The following is a 21658-nucleotide window of genomic DNA, read 5'->3' as shown; positions in this document are numbered from 1 at the left end:
TGGAGCGCGTATTCATGGAACAGCGTCCGATGATCCTGCGATTGCTGTCCGCCCGTCTCGGCAATCGGGATGAGGCGGAAGAGACGGCGCAGGAGCTTTGGCTGCGGCTTCAGGATGCGCGTCCCGGCCCGATTGCTGATCCGGCCGCCTACCTGTTCCGCATGGCCTGCAACCTGGCCACCGACCGCCGCATCGCTGCGGCCCGCCGCGGCGTGCGCGAGAAGGCGTGGCAGGCGGTGCAGCCCGAAAGCGGGGAGTATCCGGACGCCGAACGTGGCCTGATCGCGCGCGGCGAGTTGCAACGGGTCGGAAGCCTGCTGGATGCGATGCCCGAACGGATGCGTGACGCGCTGTTGATGTTCCGGCTGGAACAGCGGCCGCAGAAGGCGATCGCGCAGGAGTTGGGGATGAGCCTGTCGGGCGTCGAGAAACTGCTGGGAAGGGCGTACCGCCAGTTGGTGGCCGGTCTTGCCGATCCCGTGATGGAACCTGCCGCGCACGGGGAGCGCGGCCAGCATGAGGTTGATTGCCATGAGCGCTGAAACGCACGAGGCCCCGGACGGGGCGATGGAGGCGGCAATCGCGTGGCATGTGCGGATGCCCGCGATGGACGCTGCGCGTTGGGTTGATCTGGTCGCCTGGCTGGAAGCCGCGCCGGAGCATCAGGCCGCGTTCGACCGTGTGGCGGCGGCGGATCGCCTGCTGGCCGAAGCGCCGGTCCTGCGCCAACCGGCGAGGGAAACGCAGCCGGTGGTGCTGGCACGTCGGGGATGGCGGCGTGCGGGCGCCGGCATCGCGCTCGCGGCCTCGCTGGCCGGCGTGGCGCTGTGGACGGTCGCGCCGCGCGATCGCCAACCGACGACCTTCGCGACGGCGGCCGGCAAGATGCAGACCGTGCGCCTCGCCGAAGGCACCGCGATCGTGCTCAACGGCGATACGCGATTGACCCGGGGGGACGGTGAACGGTCTGTCCGGCTGGATGGTGGCGAGGCGCTGTTCGCGATCCGCCATCGCGCCGATGCGCCGTTCACGGTGGAGGCGGGCCGCTACCGCATTGTCGATGTCGGAACCGTGTTCAACGTCCGGCGCGATGCCGGGCGGCTGATGGTTTCGGTCAGCGAAGGCAGCGTCATGGTCGATCCGGACGGTGCCCGCCTCGCCCTCCACGCCGGCGAGGGTTTGACGATCGACGAAGCAAGTGGCCTTGCCACGCGCTGGAAGGCGGCGTCGGTGGGCGGCTGGCAGACCGGCGAACTGGATTTCGACCAGGCCACGCTGGCGGATGTCGTGGCGGCCTTCCATCGCCGCAATGGTGCGGAAATCCGGCTGGAGGGCGGCTTGTCGGCCATGCCGTTTACTGGCAATGTCAGGCTTTCGGGAGAGACAGCGCGCGACGTTGAACATCTCGCGCGTCTGGTCGGAGTTGATTGCCGTCGTGAAGGCGAAATCTGGGTGCTTTCGCCGTCGAAGGGTCGCAGCTAGCGCCCTGCTGGCGCTGGCCTGCTGTTCCGCGGGCACGAAGGTATTGGCCGCCGATAGTCCGGTCATTTCCCTGCCGGCCGGGTCGCTTTCCGTCGCCCTGCGCCGTCTGGCCGAAAGCACCGGCAGCGAGATCGTTTCGGTCGATCCCGCGGTGGCGACGGTGCGCGTCCAGGCGCGCAAGGTAGGGTCCGATCCCGCGCGCGCGTTGACGCAACTGCTCAAGGGGACCGGCTATCGCGCGGTCAGGATCGGCGCGCGGGGGTTCCGGATCGAACGGGCGCCGCTTGCGCGGGGGCGTCCGCGCGCGGCACCTGCCAGTTTCCCCCCGCCTGCCACGGTGTCGCAACCGCCGATCGTGGTGGTGGGGGGCAAGTTTCCCACGCCGATCATGCTCTATCCGGGAAGCGTGGGGCGGATGCCCGGCGAAGAAAGCTCCCGGCTGGGCGACCCGTCCTCGCTGGACAGCATGGCCCGCGCGCAACCCATCCTTCAGACCACCGCGTTCGGGGAAGGGCGCAACAAGATCTTCATCCGTGGCATTGCCGACAGCAGCTTCAACAGTTGGACGCAGCCCACGACGAGCATCTATTTCGGCGATACGCTGCTGGGCTTTGGCAGCCCCACGCCCAACCTCAAGCTGCACGACATCGCGTCGGTGGAAGTGCTGGAGGGGCCGCAAGGCACGCTCTATGGCTCGGGCTCGATCGGCGGGGTCATCCGCATCATGCCGAACGCGGTCGACCTCGATCGCTATGCCGGATCGGTCACCGGCGGCGTCAGCGTTTCCCCGGATGCCACTACCGGCTGGGATGGCTCGGCCATGCTCAACATGCCCCTGTTGCGCTCGGAAGCGGGCGTGCGGCTGGTGGCCTATCGCGAACGGGACGGCGGCTATATCGATGTGCCGGGGCTGGGGCATGACCGCAACGTGGTCGATATAGCGGGAGGGCGCGGCGCGCTGGCGGCCCGGCTGGGCGACGGCTTCCCCGTCGAGGCCAGCGGGCTCTATCAGCGCACGAGCGCGCGGGATGCCCCTTATGCCGATGCATCCGGCGCGCTTTCGCATCGCGCGGCGATCGCGCAACCCTATTCCAGCGAGCTGGGGCTGGGCCGCCTCTACGTGGAATACAGCGCGCCGAACGGGATGCGGCTGACGTCAACGGCCAGCCTGGGCGGCCGATCGGCGCTCGATACGTTTGACGCCACCACCCCGGGCACGCCCCGCCGCGCCTACCAGACGCAGCGATCGACCCGCACGTTCTCGTCGGAAACGCGCTTGTCCGGGCCGCTCGATCGGCCGGTCACCTGGGTGCTGGGTCTTGCCTATGAACGGGTGCGCGACGGCCAGTCGCGCTCGCTGGGCATGCCCGAGGCGCCGCCCGAACTGGACGAACTGACCAATGTCACCCGCAGCGGATCGCTGTTCGGACAGGTCACCTTCCCCTTGCTGGGCGCGATCAAGGCGACGTTGGGCGCGCGTGCCACCACCGCGCGGACCGACAGCGAACCATCGCGCGGCGGCGTATCCTCGCCGATCAAGGGCAAGGGCGCCTCGCGCATAGACCCCACGGTGGCGCTGCTCTGGCCTGTCCGGCACGACCTTTCGCTCTTTGCCCGGTTCCAGACCAGCTACCGCAACGGCGGGGTATCGGTGGCGCGCGGGGTCGGCAAGGTGTCGGAGTTCCAGGCGGATTCGATCGTGATGGGGGAGGTGGGGCTTCGCCGTTCGCGCTCGGGGCCTACCGGGCTCTCGTTCTCGGCTGCGGCGTCCTATGCCCGGTGGCAGAACGTGCTGGCCGAACTGGTGAGCGCGAAGGGCTTTTCTTATACCACCAACGTCGGCAACGCGAAGATTTTCGCGCTGGAAGCGAGCGGAAACTGGGTGATCGTGCCGGGGCTGGAAGCGGAAAGCTCGGTGCTCTTCACCTCGAACCGAACGACCGGCGCGCTGCCCGCGCAGTCCGTCGGCCGCGACCGGCGCTTGCCGGATACGCCACCGTTTTCGGCCGCCGCCAGCCTGCGTTACGGCTGGGGACATGGCATCACCACTTATCGGGCCGGGTTGGACATGCGCTACGTCGGGCGATCGGTGCTCGGGCCGGGCGCCTTGTTCGATGTCTCGCAGGGCAATTATGCCGTGGCTGACCTCCATGCCGGGCTTCGCCGGGGGCCGGTCGATCTCTCGATGGCGGCGACCAACCTCTTCAACACCCGCGCCAACCGCTTCGCGCTGGGCAACCCCCTGCTGCTGTACAGGCGCGATCAGTCGGTGCCCGTGGAGCCGCTGACCGTGCGGTTCGGCGTGTCGGTGGCGTGGTAGGGTACCGGTTCCGTCGAAGCGGAACAGGAACGTGGTGGGCGGTGACGGGCTCGAACCGCCGACCCTCTCGGTGTAAACGAGATGCTCTACCAACTGAGCTAACCGCCCCTCGCGGGAGCCGCGCTCATGCGCGGTTTGGTCGGGGTAGTCAATCCCGGTTGGGGCGTGCCGTCTAAAGGCGGATACGCGTTTCGAGAAAATCGAGAAACGCACGGATGCGCGTCGCCAGGCGGTCGTGGCCGACGTGCAGCGCGTGGATGTCCTCGCCATCGCCGGGGTTGAAGGGGGTGAGCAGTTCGACCAGCCGGCTGGCCGCCAGATCGGCCGCGACATGGAAGCGGGCGAGCCGCGCGATGCCCCCGCCGGCCAGCGCCATCATGCGTACCACTTCGCCCGAGTTGCCAAGAAACCGGCCATCCATGACCTGGTGCGTGGTCACGCCGTCGGTCCGGAATGGCCAGGAATCGACCGAACGGCGGAAGCTGAAACGCAGGCAGGTGTGGCGCTCGAGGTCCGCGGGAACACGCGGAGTGCCGTGGCGCTCCAGATAGGCAGGGCTTGCCACCACGGCCATCGTGCTGTGCCCCAGCTTTCGCGCGCGCAGCCCGGAATCGCGCAAGGGGCCAACCCGGATGGCGATGTCCGCGCGTTCGTCGACCAGATCGACCATCGCGTCGGTCAGTGCCAGATCGAGCGTTATCGCCGGGAAGGTGCGCTGGAATTCGGGCAGGACCGGGATCAGGCAATGCACGCCGAACGGGACGGAGGCGTTGACCCTGAGGCGGCCCGAAGGGCTTTGCCCGGTGGCCGGGAAATCGCGTTCCAGTTCGTCTATTTCTTCCAGCAGGCCAGCCACGCGCAAACGGTAGGCTTCGCCTTCGGGCGTCAGGGCGAGCGCGCGGGTGGTGCGTGCGATCAGTTGCACGCCCAGCCGCGCTTCAAGCCGCCCGAGCGCCCGGCTGACGGCGGAGGGTGTGAGGCGCAGTTCCCGCGCCGCGCCGGCCAGGCTGCCTTGCCGCGCCACCGCGAGGAAAGTTTCCATTTCGCCGAGGCGGTTATCCATGAGGAGGATACTCGTGAATTATAATCAATTCTAAAATACATCAGTGCTGTCTAATCACAAGTCGGTGACGCGCTTATGTACCATGCAACAATCCCGTTTCATGGAGACGCATCATGGATCTTAACCTTGCCGGAAAGACGGCCCTCGTCACTGGCGCCACGGCGGGCATCGGCCTTGCCATTGCGGAAAGACTGGCCGCCGAAGGCGTAGCGGTTGCGATCAGCGGCCGCGATTCTGCAAAGCTGGAGCGCGCGGTAAAGGCGATCGGGGCGAAGGGGAGCGCGCGGGGCGTGCTGGCCGATCCCGCGACGGCCGAAGGTGCGGCCACGTTGATCGCGGCGCTTCCCGACGTCGATATCCTCGTCAACAATCTGGGGATCTACGAAGCCAAGCCCTTTGCCGAGATCAGCGATGCCGACTGGCATCACATCTTCGAGGTCAACGTGGTGAGTGGCGCGCGGCTGGCGCGGCATTATTTCCCGCAAATGCTGGCGCGGGGCACCGGGCGCGTGATCTTCGTGTCCAGCGAAAGCGCGCTGGCGACGCCGCAGGAGATGATTCACTACGGGATGACCAAGACGGCCCAGCTGGCGATCGCGCGCGGGCTGGCGGAGCAGACACGCGGCACCGGCGTGACAGTGAATGCGATCCTGCCGGGGCCGACGCGCTCGGAAGGGATTGCCGGATTCATCCGCTCGGTGGTGGACAACAAGGATGCGCCCGAAGCCGAACGCGAAGCCGAGTTCTTTGCAAAGTTCCGTCCACTTTCGCTGATCCGGCGGCTGATCGAACCCGATGAGATCGCAGCGCAGGTCGCGGTGCTCGCCAGCCCGCTGGGCGCGATCACCAATGGCGCTGCCGTCCGCATGGAAGGCGGGATCATTCCAACGATCGCCTGAAGCGCAATCCCGTGCCGCCGAACAGATTCGCGGCACGGGAAGGCGGATTATCGTCAGACGGCTTCGTACTGCGTGGCCTTTTCCTTGCGGACGGTGCGGCTGTTGCGTCCGTCGATCGCCACCGGCACGTCGCCGGCGATCGTCGCACGGCGCAGCGTGCGGCGCTGGAGGCCGAAATCGGCGACGGCCCGGTGCTGGGTGGACTGGTTATCCCAGAACGCCACATCGCCCGGCTGCCAGCGCCAGCGCACCACGTTTTCCGGCTTGGTGATGTGGTCCTGCAGGATCTGGAACAGGCGCTGCGAATCCGCCTGGTTCAGCCCGACGAAGCCTTTCACGAAATGGCCGAGCAGCAGGCTGCGCTGCCCTGACACCGGATGGACGCGCACCACCGGATGCTCGGTTTCATAGACGGTGGAGGCAAAGACGTTGCGGTGCTGCGCGATGCGCTCGCGCTGCACGCTGTCTTCGCTACCGCGCGCGGGATTGCCCAGCGCCGCCGCATAGTCATAGAGATTGGTGTGCGTGGCCCAGAGCGTGTTGACCAGTTGCCGCAAGGGTTCGGGCAGGCCTTCGTAGGCGGTTTCGCCATTGGCCCACACGGTATCCCCGCCGGCCTCCGGAATGGTGATCGCGCGCAGGATCGATCCCTTGGGATAGGCGTCGACGAAGGTTACGTCGGTATGCCAGCTCGATGCGGCGTAGCCTTCCTTGCTGTCGAGTTCGAGCAGGTAGCGCGAACCTTCCGCCACGGGCACGGTGGGGTGCGCGACCGGATCGCCGAACAGCGCGGCGAAGCCCTCGTGCCGGGCATCGTCCAATTCGTGCTGGTTGCGGAAGAACACGACCTTGTGGCGCACCACGGCATCCTTGATCGCCTGCACGGTGGCGGGATCGAGATCGCCGGAGAGGGCCACGCCCCGGATTTCCGCGCCGATCGTGCCGGTGACGGGGACGATGTCGAGTGGGGAGTTGGGATCGCGGGCGTTGGTGTAGGTGGTAATGGCGTTCATGATGCAGTCTCCTTGAAACAGGGGGCAGGAGGGATCATTCGGCCGGCACGAGGGAGGCGGCGCTGGTGCGGTCCCGCGCCTCGAGTTGTCGGCGAATTTCGGAGTGACGCTTCCCGTCGAGCGGGAAGCCGGCGACGAGCGCGGCCGACACGGCATGGGCAATCGACGGACCGAGTGCGAAGACGAGCAGCAGGCCGTTCAGCGCCTGCGGCGTGTTGGCGGTGCTTTTCGGATCGAAGCCGAGCGCCGCGACCAGCGGCAGGGCAAGGCCCACTGCCAGCGCGGTGCCGAGCTTTTCCGAGACGCTGAACACGGAATAGTAGAGGCCGACGCAGTCCTCGCCGGTTTCGGCGCGGTGCTTGTCGGCGATGTCCGCCACCATCGAGCGGAGCATGATGTTGCCAGATCCCTGCGCCAGCCCCTGCGCGAAGGCGAGGAACAGGACGAGGCCGAAGCGGTCGGGCGCGGTCAGCAACAGGCCGGCGTTGATGGCGGCCTGGACCAGTTCCGCCAGCACGGCCGTCCGATTTTTGCCGAGCCTGAGCGAGATGCGCAGCCAGATCGGGCCGGCCGCCATGCCGAAGATGTACTGGAACAGGAACAGCCCCGCCGCCCATTCCGGCCGCCGCAGATAATAGGTCACGTAGAACACCAGCAGCACACCGCGGATGCCCTGTCCGGTGCGGACGGCGGCATCGGACAGGATCACGCGGACCAGCAGGCTGTTGCCGAACACCGCGCCCAGCGTGGTGCGCAGCGAGAACGGTGCCCGCGCCATCAGCTCCGCCGGGCGATCAGGGGCGGCGGTCAGCGTCAGCCACAGGCCAGGCAGGGCGGTGACGAGAACGAGCGCGCCGAACAGCGCCAGCCGCATCCGTCCATCGCCCTGGAACAGGCGGTCGCCCACGGCGGCGACGGCCAGCGTCACCACCAGCGCCACCGCGACCAGCACGGTGATGTAGGCGGTGATCCGCGTGCGCTGATGATAATCGCTGCTGAGTTCGCCCGACCAGGCGAGCAATGGCGTCTGCACGGCGGATGTGCCGGCATAGAACAGGAGGAGGCCGGTTGCGAGCCAGACGATGCTGCCGCCGGGCGGCGGAAAGAACAGCAGTACGGCGCCCGCGGTGAAGGTCAGCCCGCCCGCCGCGATCCATGTCCGCCGCCGGCCGAACCGCGCGCGGGTGTGGTCGCTTAATGTCCCGATCACCGGATCGAGCACCGAATTGATGATCTGGCCGACCAGCATCAACAGGCCGAGCGTGCCCAGCGACAGGCCGAAATCCTTGGCCATGATTGCAGGCAGGTAAGCCGCAACGGGCTGTGCGGCCGCATAGATCGGCACCGCGATCGCGGCGAAGCGGATCAGTTGCGACGCCGATGGAGCGGATTGCGGGGAGCGTGTCATGCCGGGCCGTTCCTGGTTCAGGCCGCCGCTTCGGTGACGGCGGCGGTAGGGCGCGGGGCGACGGTGGGCCGCGCGAGCCCCAGATGATCGCGCAGGGTCGTGCCTTCGTACTCGGTGCGGAACAGCCCGCGCCGGCGCAGCTCGGGCAGGACGAGATCAATGAAGTCGGTCAGCCCGTCGCGCAGTGTGGGCGCGAGGATGTTGAAACCGTCGGCGGCGCCTGCCTCGAACCATTCCTGCAGCGTGTCGGCGATGTCGGCGGGCGTGCCGACCAGCACGAGATGGCCGCGCGCCGCGCTGATCCGGCCGACCAGTTGCCGCACGGACAGGCCCTCGCGCACCGCCAGATCGTAAAGCAGCCGTTGCCGGCTTTGCCAGCCTTCGGTGAAGGGTGGGGGAGGGGGCGGCGCATCCAGATCGACTTCGCTGAGGTCCCAGTCGAGGAACGTCTTGAACCCCTGCGCGGCGGCCTTGACGTCGACGAAGCGCTGGAGCGCGTCGAACTTGGCCTGCGCTTCCTCGCGTGTGGGGGCGACGTAGATGCTGGCACCGGGCATCACCAGCAGGCTGTCGCGGCTGCGCCCGGCGCCTTCGGCCTGGTCTTTCACACCCTGCGCGAAGGCGACGGCCTCCTCCAGGGATTGCTGCGCGGTGAACACCACTTCGGCGGTGGTGGCGGCGAGCTTCTGTCCGTCGGCGGACGATCCCGCCTGCACGATCACGGGATGGCCCTGCACCGGCCGGCCCGATTGGAGCGGCCCGCGCACGCTGTAATAGGGCCCTTCGTGGTTGAGGAAGCGGACCTTGGCCGGATCGAAGAAGCGCCCGCTTTCCTTGTCCAGCACCAGCGGATCGTCATCCCAGGTGTCCCACAGGCCCTTGACCACGCTGATATGCTCTGCCGCGCGGTCATAGCGTTCGGCGTGGGCAAGCTGGTGCGACAGGCCGAAGTTGGCCGCTTCGGCATTGGTGCCCGACGTCACCAGATTCCAGCCCGCGCGGCCGCCGCTCAACTGGTCGAGCGCGGCGAACTTCCGCGCCACATGGTAGGGCGGCATGTAGGTGCTGGATACCGTGGCGATCAGGCCGATCCGGCTGGTATGCGTGGCCAGCGCGGCCAGCAGGGTCAGCGGTTCCCAGAAATAGACCGGCGGGGCGTAGCTGATCGCCTCGGCGGACCCGCCCAGCAGGCCCACGTTGTCGGCGAAGAACACCGCGTCGAACTTGGCGGCTTCCGCCTTCTGCGCGAGTTCGCGATAGAACTCGAAGCGGAAGGCGTCGTGCGGATCAACATCGGGATGGCGCCAGGCGGCGACATGGTGCCCGATGCTGTAGAGGAATGCGCCGAGGCGCATTTGACGGGGTTCGGCCATGGTCAGAATTTCCCGGAAAGGGTCACGCCCCAGGTGCGGGGTTCGCCCAGGATGGTGATGATGGGGGTGTTGGCGCTGGCCGCACCGAATGCCGCGGCGTAGCGCTTATCGAACAGGTTCTTCGACCAAAGCAGGATCGAATAGCGATCGTCCTCGGTCCGCAGCCCGATGCCGGCGTTGACCAGCGCATAGGCGTTCTGCCAGCCGTAGATCGAACGCGGATTGATCAACGCGGTGCGGCTGCGATAGCTGACCGTGGCGTAGCTCGTCAGCTTGAGGTTGCCGCCGATCGGCTGCTCGACGTTATAGCCGCCCTGCAGCACCCACTTGGGCGCGTTGGCGATCTGGTAGCCGGTGAGGCTGAGCGTAGAGGTCGCTCCGCCCAGCGCGGCCTGGAATTCCAGCGGCGCGGGCGCGTTCGCATAGTTGAGGTACTTCGCGTCGTTATAGGCGCCGTTGAAGTTCAGGGTGAGGCCCGGAACCGGCGCGATCGTGGTTTCGAACTCCACCCCGCGCAGCCGCACCTTGCCCACGTTGGCAAGGTAGGAGCCGAGCGTGGGCCGCTGCGTATCGACTTGCGCGGCTTGATAGCCCTTGATCGTGTTGTTGTAGAAATTGACGTTGAGCGTCAGCTTGCGGTCGAGCCAGGTGGTCTTGAAGCCGGCTTCGAAGTCGAGCGACTTTTCCGGCTGGGTGATGATGACCGACTGCGTGAGCGTGGAGGCGGTGGTGTTCGCCGCGCCCGATTTTTCGCCATAGCTGGCCGAGCCATAGAGCAGGATGTTGTCGCTGACCTTGAACGACGGGTTCACCAGCCAGGCGACAGAATTGCGCGTATTGGCCGCGCCCACGGTGAAAAGGCCGCCTTCCGGCGCCGTGGTGCCGCCAAGGCTGGCAAGAATGGTTGAACGGGCGGTGTTCAGCGCCGGCAGGGGCAGGGTGGCGCCGCCGGTGTAGGAACCGGTCACGTTCACCTGCTTGCGTTCGCGGGTGAAGCGCACGCCGCCGGTCAGCGAGAGGGCGTCGGTCAGGTGCAGCGTGGCCTGGCCGAACACCGCGCCGCTATCGATCTTGAGCTTGCCACGCTTGCTGTAATCGATGCCGTTCAGGATGGCGGCGGGGGTGGCGTTGCTGCCGGTCAGGAACGCGGCCGCGCCCGAATAGAAGATCGTGCGGTAATCGCTGACCAGGTCTTCGTGCAGGTAATAGGCGCCTACCTGCCAGTCGAGCAGGCCCCCCTTGTTCGAGGCAAGCCGCAGTTCCTGCGAATACTGGTCGACATCGACGTCATAGCCGGCGCGGAAAATCGGCAGCGGCGTCAGGTCGCTGTCGTTGTAGGGGCGGAAATAGAGCTGACGCCAGGCACTGACCGAGGTCAGCGTCGCGCCGCCGAAGTCCCAGTTCAGCTCGTTCGAGATGCCGTTGGTGCGCGAGACCAGCCGCTGCTGCGAATTGAGGTTGGCGTTCTTGGTGATGTCGAAGCTGGGCGTGTAGCCGAACAGCGCACCCAGCTTGTTGGTCCAGCTTCCGGCGCGGACGGATCGTACTGAGCCATCGAGGTTCAGATTGGCGTTCACGTCGGCCGAAGCCGGGTAGAAGTTGTTGTATTCGCGCGTTTCATAATGCTCGACGATCAGGCGGCTGCTGATGTTGCTGGCCGGCGTGAACAGCAACTGGCCGCGCACGGACCAGCGACTGTTGTCGAGATACTTGGCCCCGTCATAGGCGTTGCGGATCCAGCCGCCGCCCTGATCGGTGGCGAACGTGACGCGATAGGCCAGCTTGTCGGCGATGATCGGGCCGGTGGCGTTGGCGCGCACCTGGAAGCGGTTGCGGCCGCCATAAGTGGCGCTGATGTTGAGTTCGGGGTCGAACTTGGGCTTGGCGGTGCGCACGATCACCGCGCCGACCGTGGTGTTCTTGCCGAGCAGCGTGCCCTGCGGCCCGCGCACGACTTCGACGCCTTCCAGGTCCACGAAATCGAGCCAGCTGAAGCCGACGTGGGTAAAAACACGTTGTCCACGATCAGGCCGACGCCGCCTTCCGCGCCGTCGTTGTTGGCATTGCCGCCCACGCCACGGATGTAGAGGCCCGAAACGCGCGTGTTCTGCTGGATCGCGCCGAAGTTGGGGACTTTCACGGTGTAGTCCGAGACGCGATCGAGATGCTGGGCGTTGAGTTCACCGCCCGCGATCGAGGAGATGGCGAGCGGCACGTCCTGCAGCCGTTCCTCGCGGTGGCGGGCGGTGACGATGATCTCGTTGCCGGCATCGGCGGCTTCCCCGTCCGGCGCGGCGGTGTTGTCAGCTGGCGCATCGGCCGCCGGGGCATCGGCGGCGGCTGCCCAGGCCGGTGCGGCGGCGAGCGCGACGAGGCTGACCGAAGCTGTGGCGATGGAGCGGGCAAGGGCGCGCGAAAGGCTTCCGCGAAACGCGGACGACATGAAATCGGACATGGATGATCCCTGAAACCTGAAGATGGAGAAGGGCGTGCCGCACGCATGCGTCCGGTGGACCGGAACGCGGGGCATGATGGCCGCGTCAGTTGCAAAGCGAGGATTTTATGGTCTGTGCGGGGCGTAACCGGCCGGGCGATCCGGCTCCCTCCGCGCGCAGGGCGCGGCCGGACACGGCGGGTTACGTCAGATAAAGCTCATGGCATGCATCGTATCACCTCATCACCTGGCGTGAGGGAACACGATGCCTGGCGCTGTCGCCCCAGCATCGCGCGCTTTAGCGGTTGGTCACGCGGAGCAAGCTGCTTCCCGATCAAATGCCGCGGACCAGGACCCTCTGAAGACACGGCCGGCCTGGTCACCGGAACCCGTGAGGGATGAATGTCTACTTATTTGGTTGAGTCATCAGCGTCAAGCGCAAGCTTTGCTTTTGCGCCCAACAGGCAGGCTTTCGCGCCGCCTTGACGGACCCCGACCCTAGGCCGGCGCGGCAAGGCTCTGCATGCGCTTGAGATAGCGCGCGAGCACGTCGATCTCGAGATTGACCTTGTCGCCGGGGGCAAGGCGCCCAAGCGTGGTGACCTCGGCGGTGTGGGGGATGATGTTCAGCGCGAAGTGCGCCGTGCCATCGGGCTGGTCGGTCACTTCGTTGACGGTCAACGATACGCCGTCCACCGTGATCGAGCCTTTGGGCGCGATGAACGGGGCAAGTTCCCGTGGGGCGGCGATGCCGATCCGGCGCGAGGCGCCTTCGGGACAGATGCCCACAACTTCGCCCACCGCGTCGACATGCCCGGTCACGATGTGCCCGCCAAGCTCGTCGCCCAGTTTGAGCGCGGGTTCGAGGTTGATCGGCCGGCCGGCCTGCCATTGCGCGGGCGCGGTGCGGGACACGGTCTCGCGCGAGACGTCGACCGCGAACCACGCTTCGCCGGCCACGCCGCCCTTGTCCACCACGGTCAGGCACACGCCCGAACAGGCGATCGAGGCGCCCATCGCGATCTTCGCCGGGTCCATCGCGCACGACACCGTCACGCGGCGGTCGCCGCGATCCTCGATGGCGATGATATTGCCGATTTCGGTGACGATACCCGTGAACATGCGCGCGGCTTTCAGGCTGGAAGGGTGGGACGGAGACGGTGGTAGACGTCGAGCGTGTCGCTGCCAAGCTGGCGCCGTTCGGCCAGTTGCCAGCGGCCGTGCGCATCGGGCAGCGCGGCCAGGCCGATATCGCCGATCGCCGCAAGCCCGGTGCCGATCACGATGGGCGCGCGGTAAAGCAGGATGCGGTCGACCATGTCGGCGGCCAGGAACGCGGCGGCGGCACCGGCCCCGCCTTCGACGAACAGGTATTGCGCATCGGCGAAAGCATCGGGCGCGGTAATGTCCGCAACGGCGCGCCACCCGTCCGGCGCAGCGCCGCGCGTCAGCACCCAGCGTTCCGGGTTGCGATCGTCCAGGCCTGGCAGACGCACGTCCAGCCGGGGCGCATCGGAGCGCAGCGTGCCGCCGCCGACGAGGATGGCATCGGCGCGGGCACGCTCGGCATGGACATGTGCGCGAGCCTGTGCGCCGGTGATCCACTGGCTCGTCCCGTCGGCCAGCGCGATCCGCCCGTCCAGCGACGTGGCGAGCTTGAGCGTCATGTGCGGCCGGCCCAGCCGGCTGCGGGCAAGATAGCCGTCCAGCGACGCCTGCGCGGCGGCGGAAGGGAGCAGCTCCACCGCGATGTCGGCCTGCCGCAGCAGGGCGATGCCGTTGCCGGCCGTGCGCGGATCGGGGTCTTCGCAGCCGATCACCACGCGCGCCAAGCCCGATGCCAGCACCAGCGAGGTGCAGGACGGTCCGCGCGCGCTGGCGTGGGCGCAGGGTTCCAGCGTGACGTAGAGCGTGGCCCCGCGCGCGCCGGCGCCGGCCTGGGCCAGCGCCATCGCTTCGGCATGGGGGCGCCCTCCCGGCTGCGTCCATCCGCGCCCGACCACGCGCCCGTCGCGCACGATCACCGCGCCGACGGCGGGGTTGGGGCGGCTTAGCGGACGGCCGCGCGCGGCGATCGCCGCTGCCGCGTCCAGCCAGTCCCGATCCGGCCGCGCAGTGTCAGGGCTGGGGGCTGGGCTGGGCACGATGCTGCTGGATGATCTTCTCGGCACGTTCCTGCTCGGCCTTCTTTTCGGCTTCGCGTTCCGCCTTGCCTTCCTGATACATCTTCTCGGTATCGATACCCGTCGCCGCGCCCACGGCCTTGTACATCTGGCGGATGTTTTCGGCGTGGCGTTCCTCTTCCGCCTCTTCGGCGCGGGCCTTCTTCGTCGCGGCGATGTTGCCCGCGATGATCTCCTTGTCGGAACGGTCCGCGCGCCAGCTTTCGAAGTAGAGCACCTTGGGCGGGCGGGGCAGGCCGCGCCCTTCCTGCTGGACCATCAGGTAGAAGATCCCGCCGGTCACGCAGGCGGCGAGCAGCAGGCCGCGCGTGCGGTATTCGCTGGGCGCGCCCATGATCTGCCACAGATCCATGATCGCGCGCCGGGGCGAGACGTTACGGAAGAAGTCCTTCATCGACGCCTAGATAGGCGGTGGCCGCCGATTCCGCCAGTGCCCTGCGCCAGGATCAGCCGAACGGGCGGTAGAGCCCGCGCCCCTCGCGCTTCAGCCAATGGTTTGCCTCGTCGATGCTCCGTTCGAACAGGCGATCGAGTTCGGCGTGGAAGGCCGGGCTGTGGTCGAAGTGGCGCAGATGCGCGACCTCGTGCGCCACGACCGACCGCCGGACGAAATCGGGGGCCATCACCAGCCGCCAGTTTATCCGGATCGATCCGTCGGCGGCGCAGCTGCCCCAGCGCCGCTGCGCGCGCGACAGGGCGAGGCGCGGCACGGGGTGGCCCCCACGCGCGCAGTAATGCGCCAGATCGTCGGCCAGCAGGGCCAGCGCCTCGCGTTCCAGCCAACGGCGCAGCCGGCTTTCCAGCCCCTCGCGCGGGCCGCCAAGCACGATCGCGTCGTCCCCGACGGATGGCTTGCGGGGCGCGTTCGCATGCCAGTCGAGCCGGCGCACCACGCCGCGGAACGGCACCGGCGCGCCGGGTTCGAGCGTCTGCTGCGCGGGCAGGCGCGCCAGTTGCTGCGCCAGCCAGTCGGCGCGATCGCGCGCGAACGCCTCGGCATCGCCGACGCGGCCCCAGGCGGGAATCGAGATGCGCACTTCGCTGCCGTCGGGCGAAAGGCGCAGCGTCATCCGCTTGGCCTGCCGCAGCCGCCGGATCACGAGCGGCAGGTCCTGCCCACCGATCCGCAGGGTGCGCGGCTTGACCACGCGCGGCGCGGCGGGGCGGCGCAGCCAGTCGATCATCCCCCCGACGCCTGCCATACCTCTTCCGGCACGATATGGTCTTCCAGCGGCCCCGCGAGAACCTCGCTGACGGCCTTGCCCACGACGGAGACGCCCGCCCGGTGAACCGCATCGCGATCGCCGGAAATCAGGTAATGCCACGCGGGCAGGGGGCGGCCATCGGCGCGCAGGCGATAGGCGCAGGTCGCTGGCAGCCACGGCACTTCCGCCACGATGCGCGGGGTCAGCCGCAGGCAATCGGGCACCATCGCCTTGCGGTGGCGATAGTCGGCGCAGCGCGCGGTCGAAAGGTCGAGCAGTCGGCACGCGACGTTGGTGTGATAGACCGCGCCGGTGTCCTCGTCTTCCAGCTTGTGCAGGCAGCACTTGCCGCAGCCGTCGCACAGCGCTTCCCATTCGTCGCGGGTCAGCGTCTCGACGGGCTTTTCCCAGAAGCGGTCGGCCAGCGCGGCCATGTCAGCGGACCCATTTCGCAAGGTCGGCGGCGACGGCCTTCCCGTCCTTCTCGCCAGGCAGCAGCGCGATCGGCTTGCCATCTGGCCCCATCAGATAGACGCCGCGGCTGTGGTCCATCAGATAGGCATCGGGCGCGGTGCCGGGGCGCTTCTGGTAATAGACCGCGAAGGCCTTGGCCGCTTGCGCGACCTGCGCTTCGGTGCCGGTCAGGCCCAGCAGTTCCGGGCCGAAATTGGCGGCGAACTGGCCGACGACCTGCGGCGTATCGCGCGCGGGGTCGATCGTCACGAAGATCGGCTGCACCTTCTTGGCAAGGTCCGCGTGGTCCTTCGCGAACAGGTGGTAGCCCTGCATCACGTGCTGGAGATCGAGCGGGCAGACATCCGGGCAGAAGCTGTAGCCGAAATACACGATGCGGTACTTGCCCGCGAAATCGTTGAAGTGGACGGTTTTGCCGTCCTTGTCGACAAGGGTGAAATCCCCGCCGATCGCCGCGCCTTCCAGCGGTGGCGTTTCGGTGGGGGCGGAGCCGCCGCACGCGGAAAGCGTGGCGGCCAGGGCGGTTAGCGCTGCAAGCAAGATCGGTCGGGCCATGGCGGGACGGTTCATGCTCTGCTAACACGGGTTCCGCAAGGGGCGAGTCCGGCAGGCTCGCAGCAGAAGGAACAGGGACGTGAACACGCGGCGGCACAACGGGCTTCGATCGGCTTTGGCGGGACTGGCGATGATCGCCGGACTCGGGCTGGGGTTGGGCCTCGCCGCGCCCGCGCAAGCGCAGTTTTCGGAAAGCTACAAGTTCCTGGAAGCCGTGAAGAAGAAGGACGGCGAAAAGGTCCAGAACGCGCTGAACGAGCCCGGTACTCAGATCGTCAACACGCGCGACGTCACGTCTGGCGAATCCGCGCTGCACATCGTCACCGCCCGCCGCGATCTGACGTGGATGCAATTCCTCGTCGCCAAGGGCGCCAACGTGAACATCCGCGACGTAAAGGGCACCACGCCGCTGGTGATGGCAGTGGATCTTGGCTTTGCCGAAGGCGTGGATTTCCTGATCAAGAGCGGCGCGCGCGTGGATGAGCCGAACAACACCGGCGAAACGCCGCTGATCAACGCGGTGCACCGTCGCGACATGGCGATCATCCGCATGTTGCTGAAGGCGGGCGCCAATCCGGAGCGGCCGGATAATTCGGGGCGTTCCGCGCGGGATTATGCCGCGCTCGACGGCAAGAACAGTGCCGTGCTCGAAGAGATCGACAACGCGATGAAGGCCGCCAAGGCCGCGCCGCAGAAGCCCACCTACGGGCCTTCGTTCTGATCGGGCTGTGGCGATGACATCCGTTTCCGAACCGACGCTCGACGACATCCGCCTGCAACTCGCGCCTCATGTCGCCGAAGCCGCCGTCTTCGATGGCTGGGGCGAGGCGGCGGTGGCCAGCGCGGCGGACGCGGCCGGGGTGGACCCGGCGGTGGCCGCGTTCGCGTTCGGCGGCAAGCCGATGGCGATGATCGCGGCGTGGATCGCGCGCATCGATGCCGACATGGCCGAAGCCCTGCCCACAGCCCGCATCGGCAACCTGCCGATCCGCGAGCGCATCCGATCGCTGGTGCAGTTCCGGCTCGATGCGCTGGCGGGGCGCGAGGAGGCGTTGCGCCGCGCGCTGGCGATCATGGCCATGCCGCAGAATGCGCCCACGGCCATGAAGCTCGGCTGGCACAGCGCGGACGCGATGTGGCGGCTCGCCGGCGATACCGCGACGGACTACAACCACTATACCAAGCGCGCCACGCTGGCGGCGATCTATGCCGCGACGCTGGCCGTCCACGCCGAGGACAAGAGCGAAGGCCATGCCGATACGCGCGCGTTCCTCGATCGGCGGATCGAGGGCGTGATGCGTTTCGAGAAGGCCAAGGCCCGGCTGACCCGCCCGCGCGAGGAAACCTTCAGCGTGATGCGCCTGTTCGGCCGCCTGCGGTATCCCGCGCGATAAGAGCACTTGACCGGCATCAATGCGCGCGGCGGCTGGGCCGCGCCATTGGAGCCATGCTAATTTCAGTCGGCTTATTGCGAATGCCTTGCAAATGCTTTCGGGCTATGGCAGCGCCGTGGGCGTGACACTCGACCAGATCCCACTCGGCACGCCCGCGCGAATCGATTCCGTCGATTGGGACTTGCTCGTGCCCGAAGAGGCGGAGCGGTTGCGCGCGCTGGGGCTGGATGCCGGGGCGCATGTGCGCCTTGCCTATCGCGGGGTGTTCGTTTCGCGCGATCCGCTGGCGGTGGAGATCGGCCGGATGACGGTCGCGCTGCGGCGCGTTCATGCCCGGGCAATGCATGTCGAACTGATCGGAGCAACGGCATGAGCCGCAACGCCTGCGTCGCCGCGCTCGTCGGCAATCCCAACGCGGGCAAGAGCGCGCTGTTCAACGCGCTGACGGGCGCGCGCCAGAAGATCGCCAACTATCCGGGCGTCACCGTGGAGCGCAAGGCGGGGCGCATGATCCTGCCCAGCGGCGAACCGGTGGAACTCGTCGACCTGCCGGGCAGCTACGGCCTCAACGCCACCAGCCCGGATGAGGAGGTGACGCGCAAGGTCATCATGGGCGAACAGGTGGGGCAGGCCCAGCCCGACGTGCTGGTGATCGTGCTCGATGCCTCCAACCTCGAACAGCATCTCGTGTTCGCGCAGGAAGTGCTGGAGCTTGGCCGCCCGGCGGTGGTCGCGCTCAACATGGTGGACCTTGCCGAGCGTGACGGGCTGACGCTCGATCCGGCGGCGCTGGAAACCGCGCTGGGCGTGCCCGTGATTCCGACCGTGGCGGTGCGGCGCCGGGGGCTGGCCGAACTGTCCGCCGCGATCGCCGAAGCGCGCGATCGCGTGTCCGCTGAAACCGCGCCGCGCGCGCATGTCACGCTGCCCGAACGCCGGATGCTGGCGCACGAGATGGCGCATGGAGCGATCCTTGCGGAAACCGCCAAACACCGCATCCACGCCCGGATGGACCGCGTGCTGCTGCACCCGTGGCTGGGGCCGCCGATCCTGCTGGCGCTGCTGTTCGTGGTGTTCCAGGCGGTGTTCAGCTGGGCCACGCCCTTTGCCGATGCGCTCGACGCGGGGGTTTCGGCGTTCGGCGATCTGGTCAAGACCGAGCTGCCGCCCTCGCTCGCGCGTGATCTGCTGACCGATGGCGTGATCGCGGGCGTGGGGGCCGTGATCGTGTTCCTGCCGCAGATCCTGATCCTGTTCTTCTTCATCCTGACGATGGAGGCGACCGGCTACATGGCCCGCGCCGCCTTCCTGATGGACCGGCTGATGGCGACGGTGGGCCTTTCCGGGCGCAGCTTCATCCCGCTGCTGTCCAGCTTCGCCTGCGCCATTCCCGGCATCATGGCCACGCGCAGCATCACCGATCCCAGGGACCGGCTGACCACGATCCTGATCGCCCCGCTGATGACCTGTTCGGCACGCCTGCCGGTCTATGCCGTGATCATCGCCGCGTTCATTCCGCACCGCACCGTCGGCCCCGGCTTCGGCCTGCAGGGGCTGGTGCTGTTCGGTCTTTACGTGTTCGGCGTGGTGGGGGCGATGGTGGTGGCGCTGGTGCTGCGCCGGTCGGTGACGAAGGGCGCGGCCAGCGGCTTCATCATGGAACTGCCCAAGTACCAGCTGCCCACGGTGAAGGATCTGGCGCTCGGCCTGTTCCAACGGGCGTGGATATTCCTGCGCCGCGCCGGCACGATGATCTTTACGGTCACGGTGGTGCTGTGGTTCCTGCTGAACTTCCCCCGCGCGGGCGAGGGGCAGAGCCAGGTGGACGCCTCTATCGCCGGGCACATCGCCAACGGGCTGGCCGTGGTGGTGGAACCGGTGGGCTTCAACCGCGATATCGCGCTGGCGATCATCCCCGCCATGGCCGCGCGCGAAGTGGCGGTCAGCTCGCTCGCCACGACCTATGCCGTGGACAACGCGAACGACGAGGACGCGCAGGCGAACGCGCTGGAAGACCAGCTCAAGGCGCACTGGACCCTGCCGACCGCGCTGGCGTTCCTCGCCTGGTTCGTGTTCGCGCCGCAGTGCATGTCGACGATCGCCGTTACCCGGCGCGAAACCAACGGGTGGAAATGGCCGGCGTTCATGCTCGCCTACCTGTTCGGCCTTGCCTATCTGGCGGCGGGCGTGACCTTCTGGACGGCGCGCGCCTTCGGGCTGGGATAGTTTTCCTCCGCGTTGTGGAAAGGGCAGGGGGCGGACTCGCCCTGCCGCCGCGCATTGGCTAGGCCAACCTCCACATTCACACGGGACACGATTCGATGGCAGGCAGCGTCAACAAGGTCATTCTGGTCGGCAATCTGGGGGCGGACCCGGAAGTGCGTTCGTTCCAGAACGGCGGCAAGGTCTGCAACCTGCGCATCGCCACGTCGGAAACGTGGAAGGACCGCAATTCCGGCGAGCGGCAGGAACGTACCGAATGGCACAGCGTGGCGATCTTCTCCGAAGGTCTGGCGGGCGTGGCCGAACGGTTCCTGCGCAAGGGCAGCAAGGTCTATATCGAAGGCCAGCTCCGCACCCGCAAGTGGCAGGACCAGTCGGGTAACGACCGCTACAGCACCGAAGTCGTGCTGCAAGGCCCCGGTGCGGTGCTGACCATGCTGGATGGCGCGCCCGGTGCCGGTGGCGGCGGGGGTGGTGGCTTCGGGGGCGGTCAGCGTTCGGGCGGCGGCGGAGGCGGATGGAACGAAGGCGGCAGCGGCGGCTCCTCACGCGGGGGCGGCGCGTCTTCGGGTGGGGGCTGGAACCAGGGTGGCGGCGGATCGTCCGGTGGCGGCTTCTCCGACGATCTGGACGACGATATTCCGTTCTGAATTTTGGGTTACCGTTGCCCTCCAAAGGCAACGGAGGGCCGTAGAGGTAGTTTTCTCTGGCCGAGAATCATTCCCTTCCAAAAGGATGATTGCACAAACTACCTCTACGACCTGTCTCGATTAGCAAGTTTGCAGCTTTGGCAAACCTGCCAGATCAACTTTCTTGTTTATTATGTGCCGCGCGTATCCCCGTAGAGGTGGATGTGCAGCCGGTCGGTGAAGCGCCAGCCGGCCTTCAGCGCTGCTTCGGCCAGCCATACCGACCGTTCGCGCAAGGGGGCGCTGGCGGTGCCTTCCGGCATCACGAACAGGCGCTGCGACGGAATGGCGTAACGCGCCTGCAGCGCCGCGATCTCCTCCAGATCGTCGGGCGTGGCGACCACGAACTTGAAGAAGGCGCGCGGTTCGATGGCCCAGTGCGCCAGCCGTTCGGGCACCAGCGCCAGATCGGCCGGATTGCCCGAATGCGCCAGCTTGGGGCTGACGTTATACTGGTCGACCAGCGCATCCAGCGCCTGCGTCGGGGGCACGCTGCCGTTGGTCTCGATCTCAATATGCAGGCCGGGCCGCGCTTCCTTCAGGATTGCCAGCAGGCGGACGAGGGCGGGGGCCTGCAACAGCGGTTCGCCGCCGGTCACCACCAGCCGGTCCTGCGGATGGGCCAGCAGGCGCAAGGCCACCTCGCGCTCGTCCAGCGTGATCTGGTTCTCGCTGCGTTCGAACGCGATTCCGTCGCGGTGCGGGCGGTTGTCGCCGGTGAAGCGCCAGGTGTAGGCGGTATCGCACCAGCGGCAGGCGAGATTGCAGCGCGCCAGCCGCAGGAACACCGAAGGGCGGCCGGCGGAAGGCCCTTCGCCCTGCAGCGAGGCGAAGATTTCCGGTTCGCCCGGCGTGGTGGTGGCGAGGACTAGCATGGCGTGGTCTGGCGGACGCAATCCAGCCTCCGTTCGGTTCGAGCGATGTCGAGAACCATCGCGCGGAG

Annotated in this window: 22 protein-coding genes and 1 tRNA gene; 9 read left to right on the top strand and 14 right to left on the bottom strand. The window is 67.5% G+C overall.

The window, feature by feature from the left end; genetic code table 11:
- Positions 1–14 precede the first annotated feature (14 nt).
- The 3 genes from FA702_RS07900 to FA702_RS07890 are packed head-to-tail and all read left to right on the top strand — an operon-like array spanning position 15 to position 3802.
- Entirely contained in the window at positions 15–542 is a 528-nt protein-coding gene (locus FA702_RS07900) for an RNA polymerase sigma factor (protein WP_136955700.1), read from the top strand.
- Positions 532–1482, top strand: a complete 951-nt coding sequence (locus FA702_RS07895) for a FecR domain-containing protein (RefSeq protein ID WP_136955699.1) — start codon at positions 532–534, stop codon at positions 1480–1482. Before FA702_RS07900 ends, FA702_RS07895 begins: the two co-directional genes overlap by 11 nt.
- A 43-nt stretch (positions 1483–1525) precedes the next feature.
- Positions 1526–3802, top strand: a complete 2277-nt coding sequence (locus tag FA702_RS07890) for a TonB-dependent receptor (RefSeq protein WP_168196027.1) — start codon at positions 1526–1528, stop codon at positions 3800–3802.
- Positions 3803–3834: 32 nt separating this feature from the next.
- Here the strand turns inward: FA702_RS07890 and FA702_RS07885 are convergent.
- Both FA702_RS07885 and FA702_RS07880 read right to left on the bottom strand, forming a co-directional pair.
- Positions 3835–3910 (bottom strand) — tRNA-Val (locus FA702_RS07885).
- 64 nt (positions 3911–3974) lie between these two features.
- Complete coding sequence (locus FA702_RS07880) at positions 3975–4865, bottom strand: LysR family transcriptional regulator (RefSeq protein WP_136955697.1); 891 nt, start codon at positions 4863–4865, stop codon at positions 3975–3977.
- A 113-nt stretch (positions 4866–4978) separates the two neighbouring features.
- On the opposite strand from FA702_RS07880, the gene FA702_RS07875 reads away from it, so the two are divergent.
- Positions 4979–5764 carry an SDR family NAD(P)-dependent oxidoreductase gene (locus FA702_RS07875; RefSeq protein WP_136955696.1) on the top strand — a complete coding sequence of 262 codons (786 nt, stop codon included), beginning with the start codon at positions 4979–4981 and terminating at the stop codon, positions 5762–5764.
- Between the two features lie 53 nt (positions 5765–5817).
- Here the strand turns inward: FA702_RS07875 and FA702_RS07870 are convergent, their stop codons facing one another.
- From FA702_RS07870 to FA702_RS07820, 11 genes are all read right to left on the bottom strand, one after another.
- Entirely contained in the window at positions 5818–6777 is a 960-nt protein-coding gene (locus tag FA702_RS07870) for a TauD/TfdA family dioxygenase (protein ID WP_136955695.1), read from the bottom strand.
- Positions 6778–6811: 34 nt separating this feature from the next.
- Entirely contained in the window at positions 6812–8185 is a 1374-nt protein-coding gene (locus FA702_RS07865; protein ID WP_136955694.1) for an MFS transporter, read from the bottom strand.
- 17 nt (positions 8186–8202) lie between these two features.
- Positions 8203–9558: an LLM class flavin-dependent oxidoreductase gene (locus FA702_RS07860; protein WP_168196026.1), complete on the bottom strand. Its 1356-nt coding sequence runs from the start codon at positions 9556–9558 to the stop codon at positions 8203–8205.
- Positions 9559–9560: 2 nt separating this feature from the next.
- On the bottom strand, positions 9561–11534 hold the full coding sequence (locus FA702_RS07855) for a TonB-dependent receptor (protein WP_136955693.1): 1974 nt from the start codon (positions 11532–11534) through the stop codon (positions 9561–9563).
- On the bottom strand, positions 11456–12013 hold the full coding sequence (locus FA702_RS07850) for a hypothetical protein (RefSeq protein WP_136955692.1): 558 nt from the start codon (positions 12011–12013) through the stop codon (positions 11456–11458). The genes FA702_RS07855 and FA702_RS07850 overlap by 79 nt, the downstream gene beginning before the upstream one ends.
- A 477-nt stretch (positions 12014–12490) precedes the next feature.
- Entirely contained in the window at positions 12491–13114 is a 624-nt protein-coding gene (locus tag FA702_RS07845; protein WP_136955691.1) for a riboflavin synthase, read from the bottom strand.
- Between the two features lie 11 nt (positions 13115–13125).
- A complete protein-coding gene (gene ribD, locus FA702_RS07840; protein ID WP_136955690.1) occupies positions 13126–14136 on the bottom strand; it encodes a bifunctional diaminohydroxyphosphoribosylaminopyrimidine deaminase/5-amino-6-(5-phosphoribosylamino)uracil reductase RibD in 1011 nt (336 codons plus the stop codon).
- On the bottom strand, positions 14111–14569 hold the full coding sequence (locus FA702_RS07835) for a hypothetical protein (RefSeq protein WP_124807834.1): 459 nt from the start codon (positions 14567–14569) through the stop codon (positions 14111–14113). Before FA702_RS07835 ends, ribD begins: the two co-directional genes overlap by 26 nt.
- Before the next feature lie 52 nt (positions 14570–14621).
- Positions 14622–15359 carry a M48 family metallopeptidase gene (locus FA702_RS07830; RefSeq protein WP_136957300.1) on the bottom strand — a complete coding sequence of 246 codons (738 nt, stop codon included), beginning with the start codon at positions 15357–15359 and terminating at the stop codon, positions 14622–14624.
- Entirely contained in the window at positions 15356–15814 is a 459-nt protein-coding gene (locus tag FA702_RS07825; protein ID WP_136955689.1) for a YcgN family cysteine cluster protein, read from the bottom strand. The genes FA702_RS07830 and FA702_RS07825 overlap by 4 nt, the downstream gene beginning before the upstream one ends.
- A gap of 1 nt (position 15815) precedes the next feature.
- The gene (locus FA702_RS07820; RefSeq protein WP_255504760.1) at positions 15816–16409 is read right to left on the bottom strand and encodes an SCO family protein; all 594 of its coding nucleotides are present in this window, start codon (positions 16407–16409) and stop codon (positions 15816–15818) included.
- Positions 16410–16539: 130 nt separating this feature from the next.
- On the opposite strand from FA702_RS07820, the gene FA702_RS07815 reads away from it, so the two are divergent.
- From FA702_RS07815 to ssb, 5 genes are all read left to right on the top strand, one after another.
- The gene (locus FA702_RS07815) at positions 16540–17130 is read left to right on the top strand and encodes an ankyrin repeat domain-containing protein (RefSeq protein WP_136955687.1); all 591 of its coding nucleotides are present in this window, start codon (positions 16540–16542) and stop codon (positions 17128–17130) included.
- 13 nt (positions 17131–17143) lie between these two features.
- The gene (locus FA702_RS07810) at positions 17144–17803 is read left to right on the top strand and encodes a COQ9 family protein (protein WP_136955686.1); all 660 of its coding nucleotides are present in this window, start codon (positions 17144–17146) and stop codon (positions 17801–17803) included.
- Positions 17804–17894: 91 nt separating this feature from the next.
- Entirely contained in the window at positions 17895–18176 is a 282-nt protein-coding gene (locus FA702_RS07805) for a FeoA family protein (protein ID WP_370385502.1), read from the top strand.
- Entirely contained in the window at positions 18173–20029 is a 1857-nt protein-coding gene (locus FA702_RS07800) for a ferrous iron transporter B (protein WP_136955685.1), read from the top strand. The genes FA702_RS07805 and FA702_RS07800 overlap by 4 nt, the downstream gene beginning before the upstream one ends.
- A 95-nt stretch (positions 20030–20124) precedes the next feature.
- Positions 20125–20676, top strand: coding sequence for a single-stranded DNA-binding protein (gene ssb / locus FA702_RS07795; protein ID WP_136955684.1), 552 nt, complete (start codon positions 20125–20127; stop codon positions 20674–20676).
- A 170-nt stretch (positions 20677–20846) separates the two neighbouring features.
- Here the strand turns inward: ssb and FA702_RS07790 are convergent, their stop codons facing one another.
- Positions 20847–21590: a 7-carboxy-7-deazaguanine synthase QueE gene (locus tag FA702_RS07790; RefSeq protein ID WP_136955683.1), complete on the bottom strand. Its 744-nt coding sequence runs from the start codon at positions 21588–21590 to the stop codon at positions 20847–20849.
- Between the last annotated feature and the right edge of the window lie 68 nt (positions 21591–21658).

It is taken from the genome of Novosphingobium sp. EMRT-2 (genome assembly GCF_005145025.1).
Taxonomy (GTDB): Bacteria; Pseudomonadota; Alphaproteobacteria; order Sphingomonadales; family Sphingomonadaceae; genus Novosphingobium.
Note: the sequence above shows the minus strand (reverse complement) of the source record. Positions and strands in the feature narration are given on the sequence as shown.

Coding starts and splice junctions, on each gene's coding strand:
- FA702_RS07900 (WP_136955700.1), top strand. CDS start 15: ATGGAACAGCGTCCGATGATCCTGCGATTGCTGTCCGCCCGTCTCGGC.
- FA702_RS07895 (WP_136955699.1), top strand. CDS start 532: ATGAGCGCTGAAACGCACGAGGCCCCGGACGGGGCGATGGAGGCGGCA.
- FA702_RS07880 (WP_136955697.1), bottom strand. CDS start 4,865: ATGGATAACCGCCTCGGCGAAATGGAAACTTTCCTCGCGGTGGCGCGG.
- FA702_RS07875 (WP_136955696.1), top strand. CDS start 4,979: ATGGATCTTAACCTTGCCGGAAAGACGGCCCTCGTCACTGGCGCCACG.
- FA702_RS07870 (WP_136955695.1), bottom strand. CDS start 6,777: ATGAACGCCATTACCACCTACACCAACGCCCGCGATCCCAACTCCCCA.
- FA702_RS07865 (WP_136955694.1), bottom strand. CDS start 8,185: ATGACACGCTCCCCGCAATCCGCTCCATCGGCGTCGCAACTGATCCGC.
- FA702_RS07860 (WP_168196026.1), bottom strand. CDS start 9,558: ATGGCCGAACCCCGTCAAATGCGCCTCGGCGCATTCCTCTACAGCATC.
- FA702_RS07850 (WP_136955692.1), bottom strand. CDS start 12,013: ATGTCCGATTTCATGTCGTCCGCGTTTCGCGGAAGCCTTTCGCGCGCC.
- FA702_RS07845 (WP_136955691.1), bottom strand. CDS start 13,114: ATGTTCACGGGTATCGTCACCGAAATCGGCAATATCATCGCCATCGAG.
- FA702_RS07835 (WP_124807834.1), bottom strand. CDS start 14,569: ATGAAGGACTTCTTCCGTAACGTCTCGCCCCGGCGCGCGATCATGGAT.
- FA702_RS07830 (WP_136957300.1), bottom strand. CDS start 15,359: ATGATCGACTGGCTGCGCCGCCCCGCCGCGCCGCGCGTGGTCAAGCCG.
- FA702_RS07825 (WP_136955689.1), bottom strand. CDS start 15,814: ATGGCCGCGCTGGCCGACCGCTTCTGGGAAAAGCCCGTCGAGACGCTG.
- FA702_RS07820 (WP_255504760.1), bottom strand. CDS start 16,409: ATGGCCCGACCGATCTTGCTTGCAGCGCTAACCGCCCTGGCCGCCACG.
- FA702_RS07815 (WP_136955687.1), top strand. CDS start 16,540: ATGATCGCCGGACTCGGGCTGGGGTTGGGCCTCGCCGCGCCCGCGCAA.
- FA702_RS07810 (WP_136955686.1), top strand. CDS start 17,144: ATGACATCCGTTTCCGAACCGACGCTCGACGACATCCGCCTGCAACTC.
- FA702_RS07805 (WP_370385502.1), top strand. CDS start 17,895: ATGCTTTCGGGCTATGGCAGCGCCGTGGGCGTGACACTCGACCAGATC.
- FA702_RS07800 (WP_136955685.1), top strand. CDS start 18,173: ATGAGCCGCAACGCCTGCGTCGCCGCGCTCGTCGGCAATCCCAACGCG.
- ssb (WP_136955684.1), top strand. CDS start 20,125: ATGGCAGGCAGCGTCAACAAGGTCATTCTGGTCGGCAATCTGGGGGCG.
- FA702_RS07790 (WP_136955683.1), bottom strand. CDS start 21,590: ATGCTAGTCCTCGCCACCACCACGCCGGGCGAACCGGAAATCTTCGCC.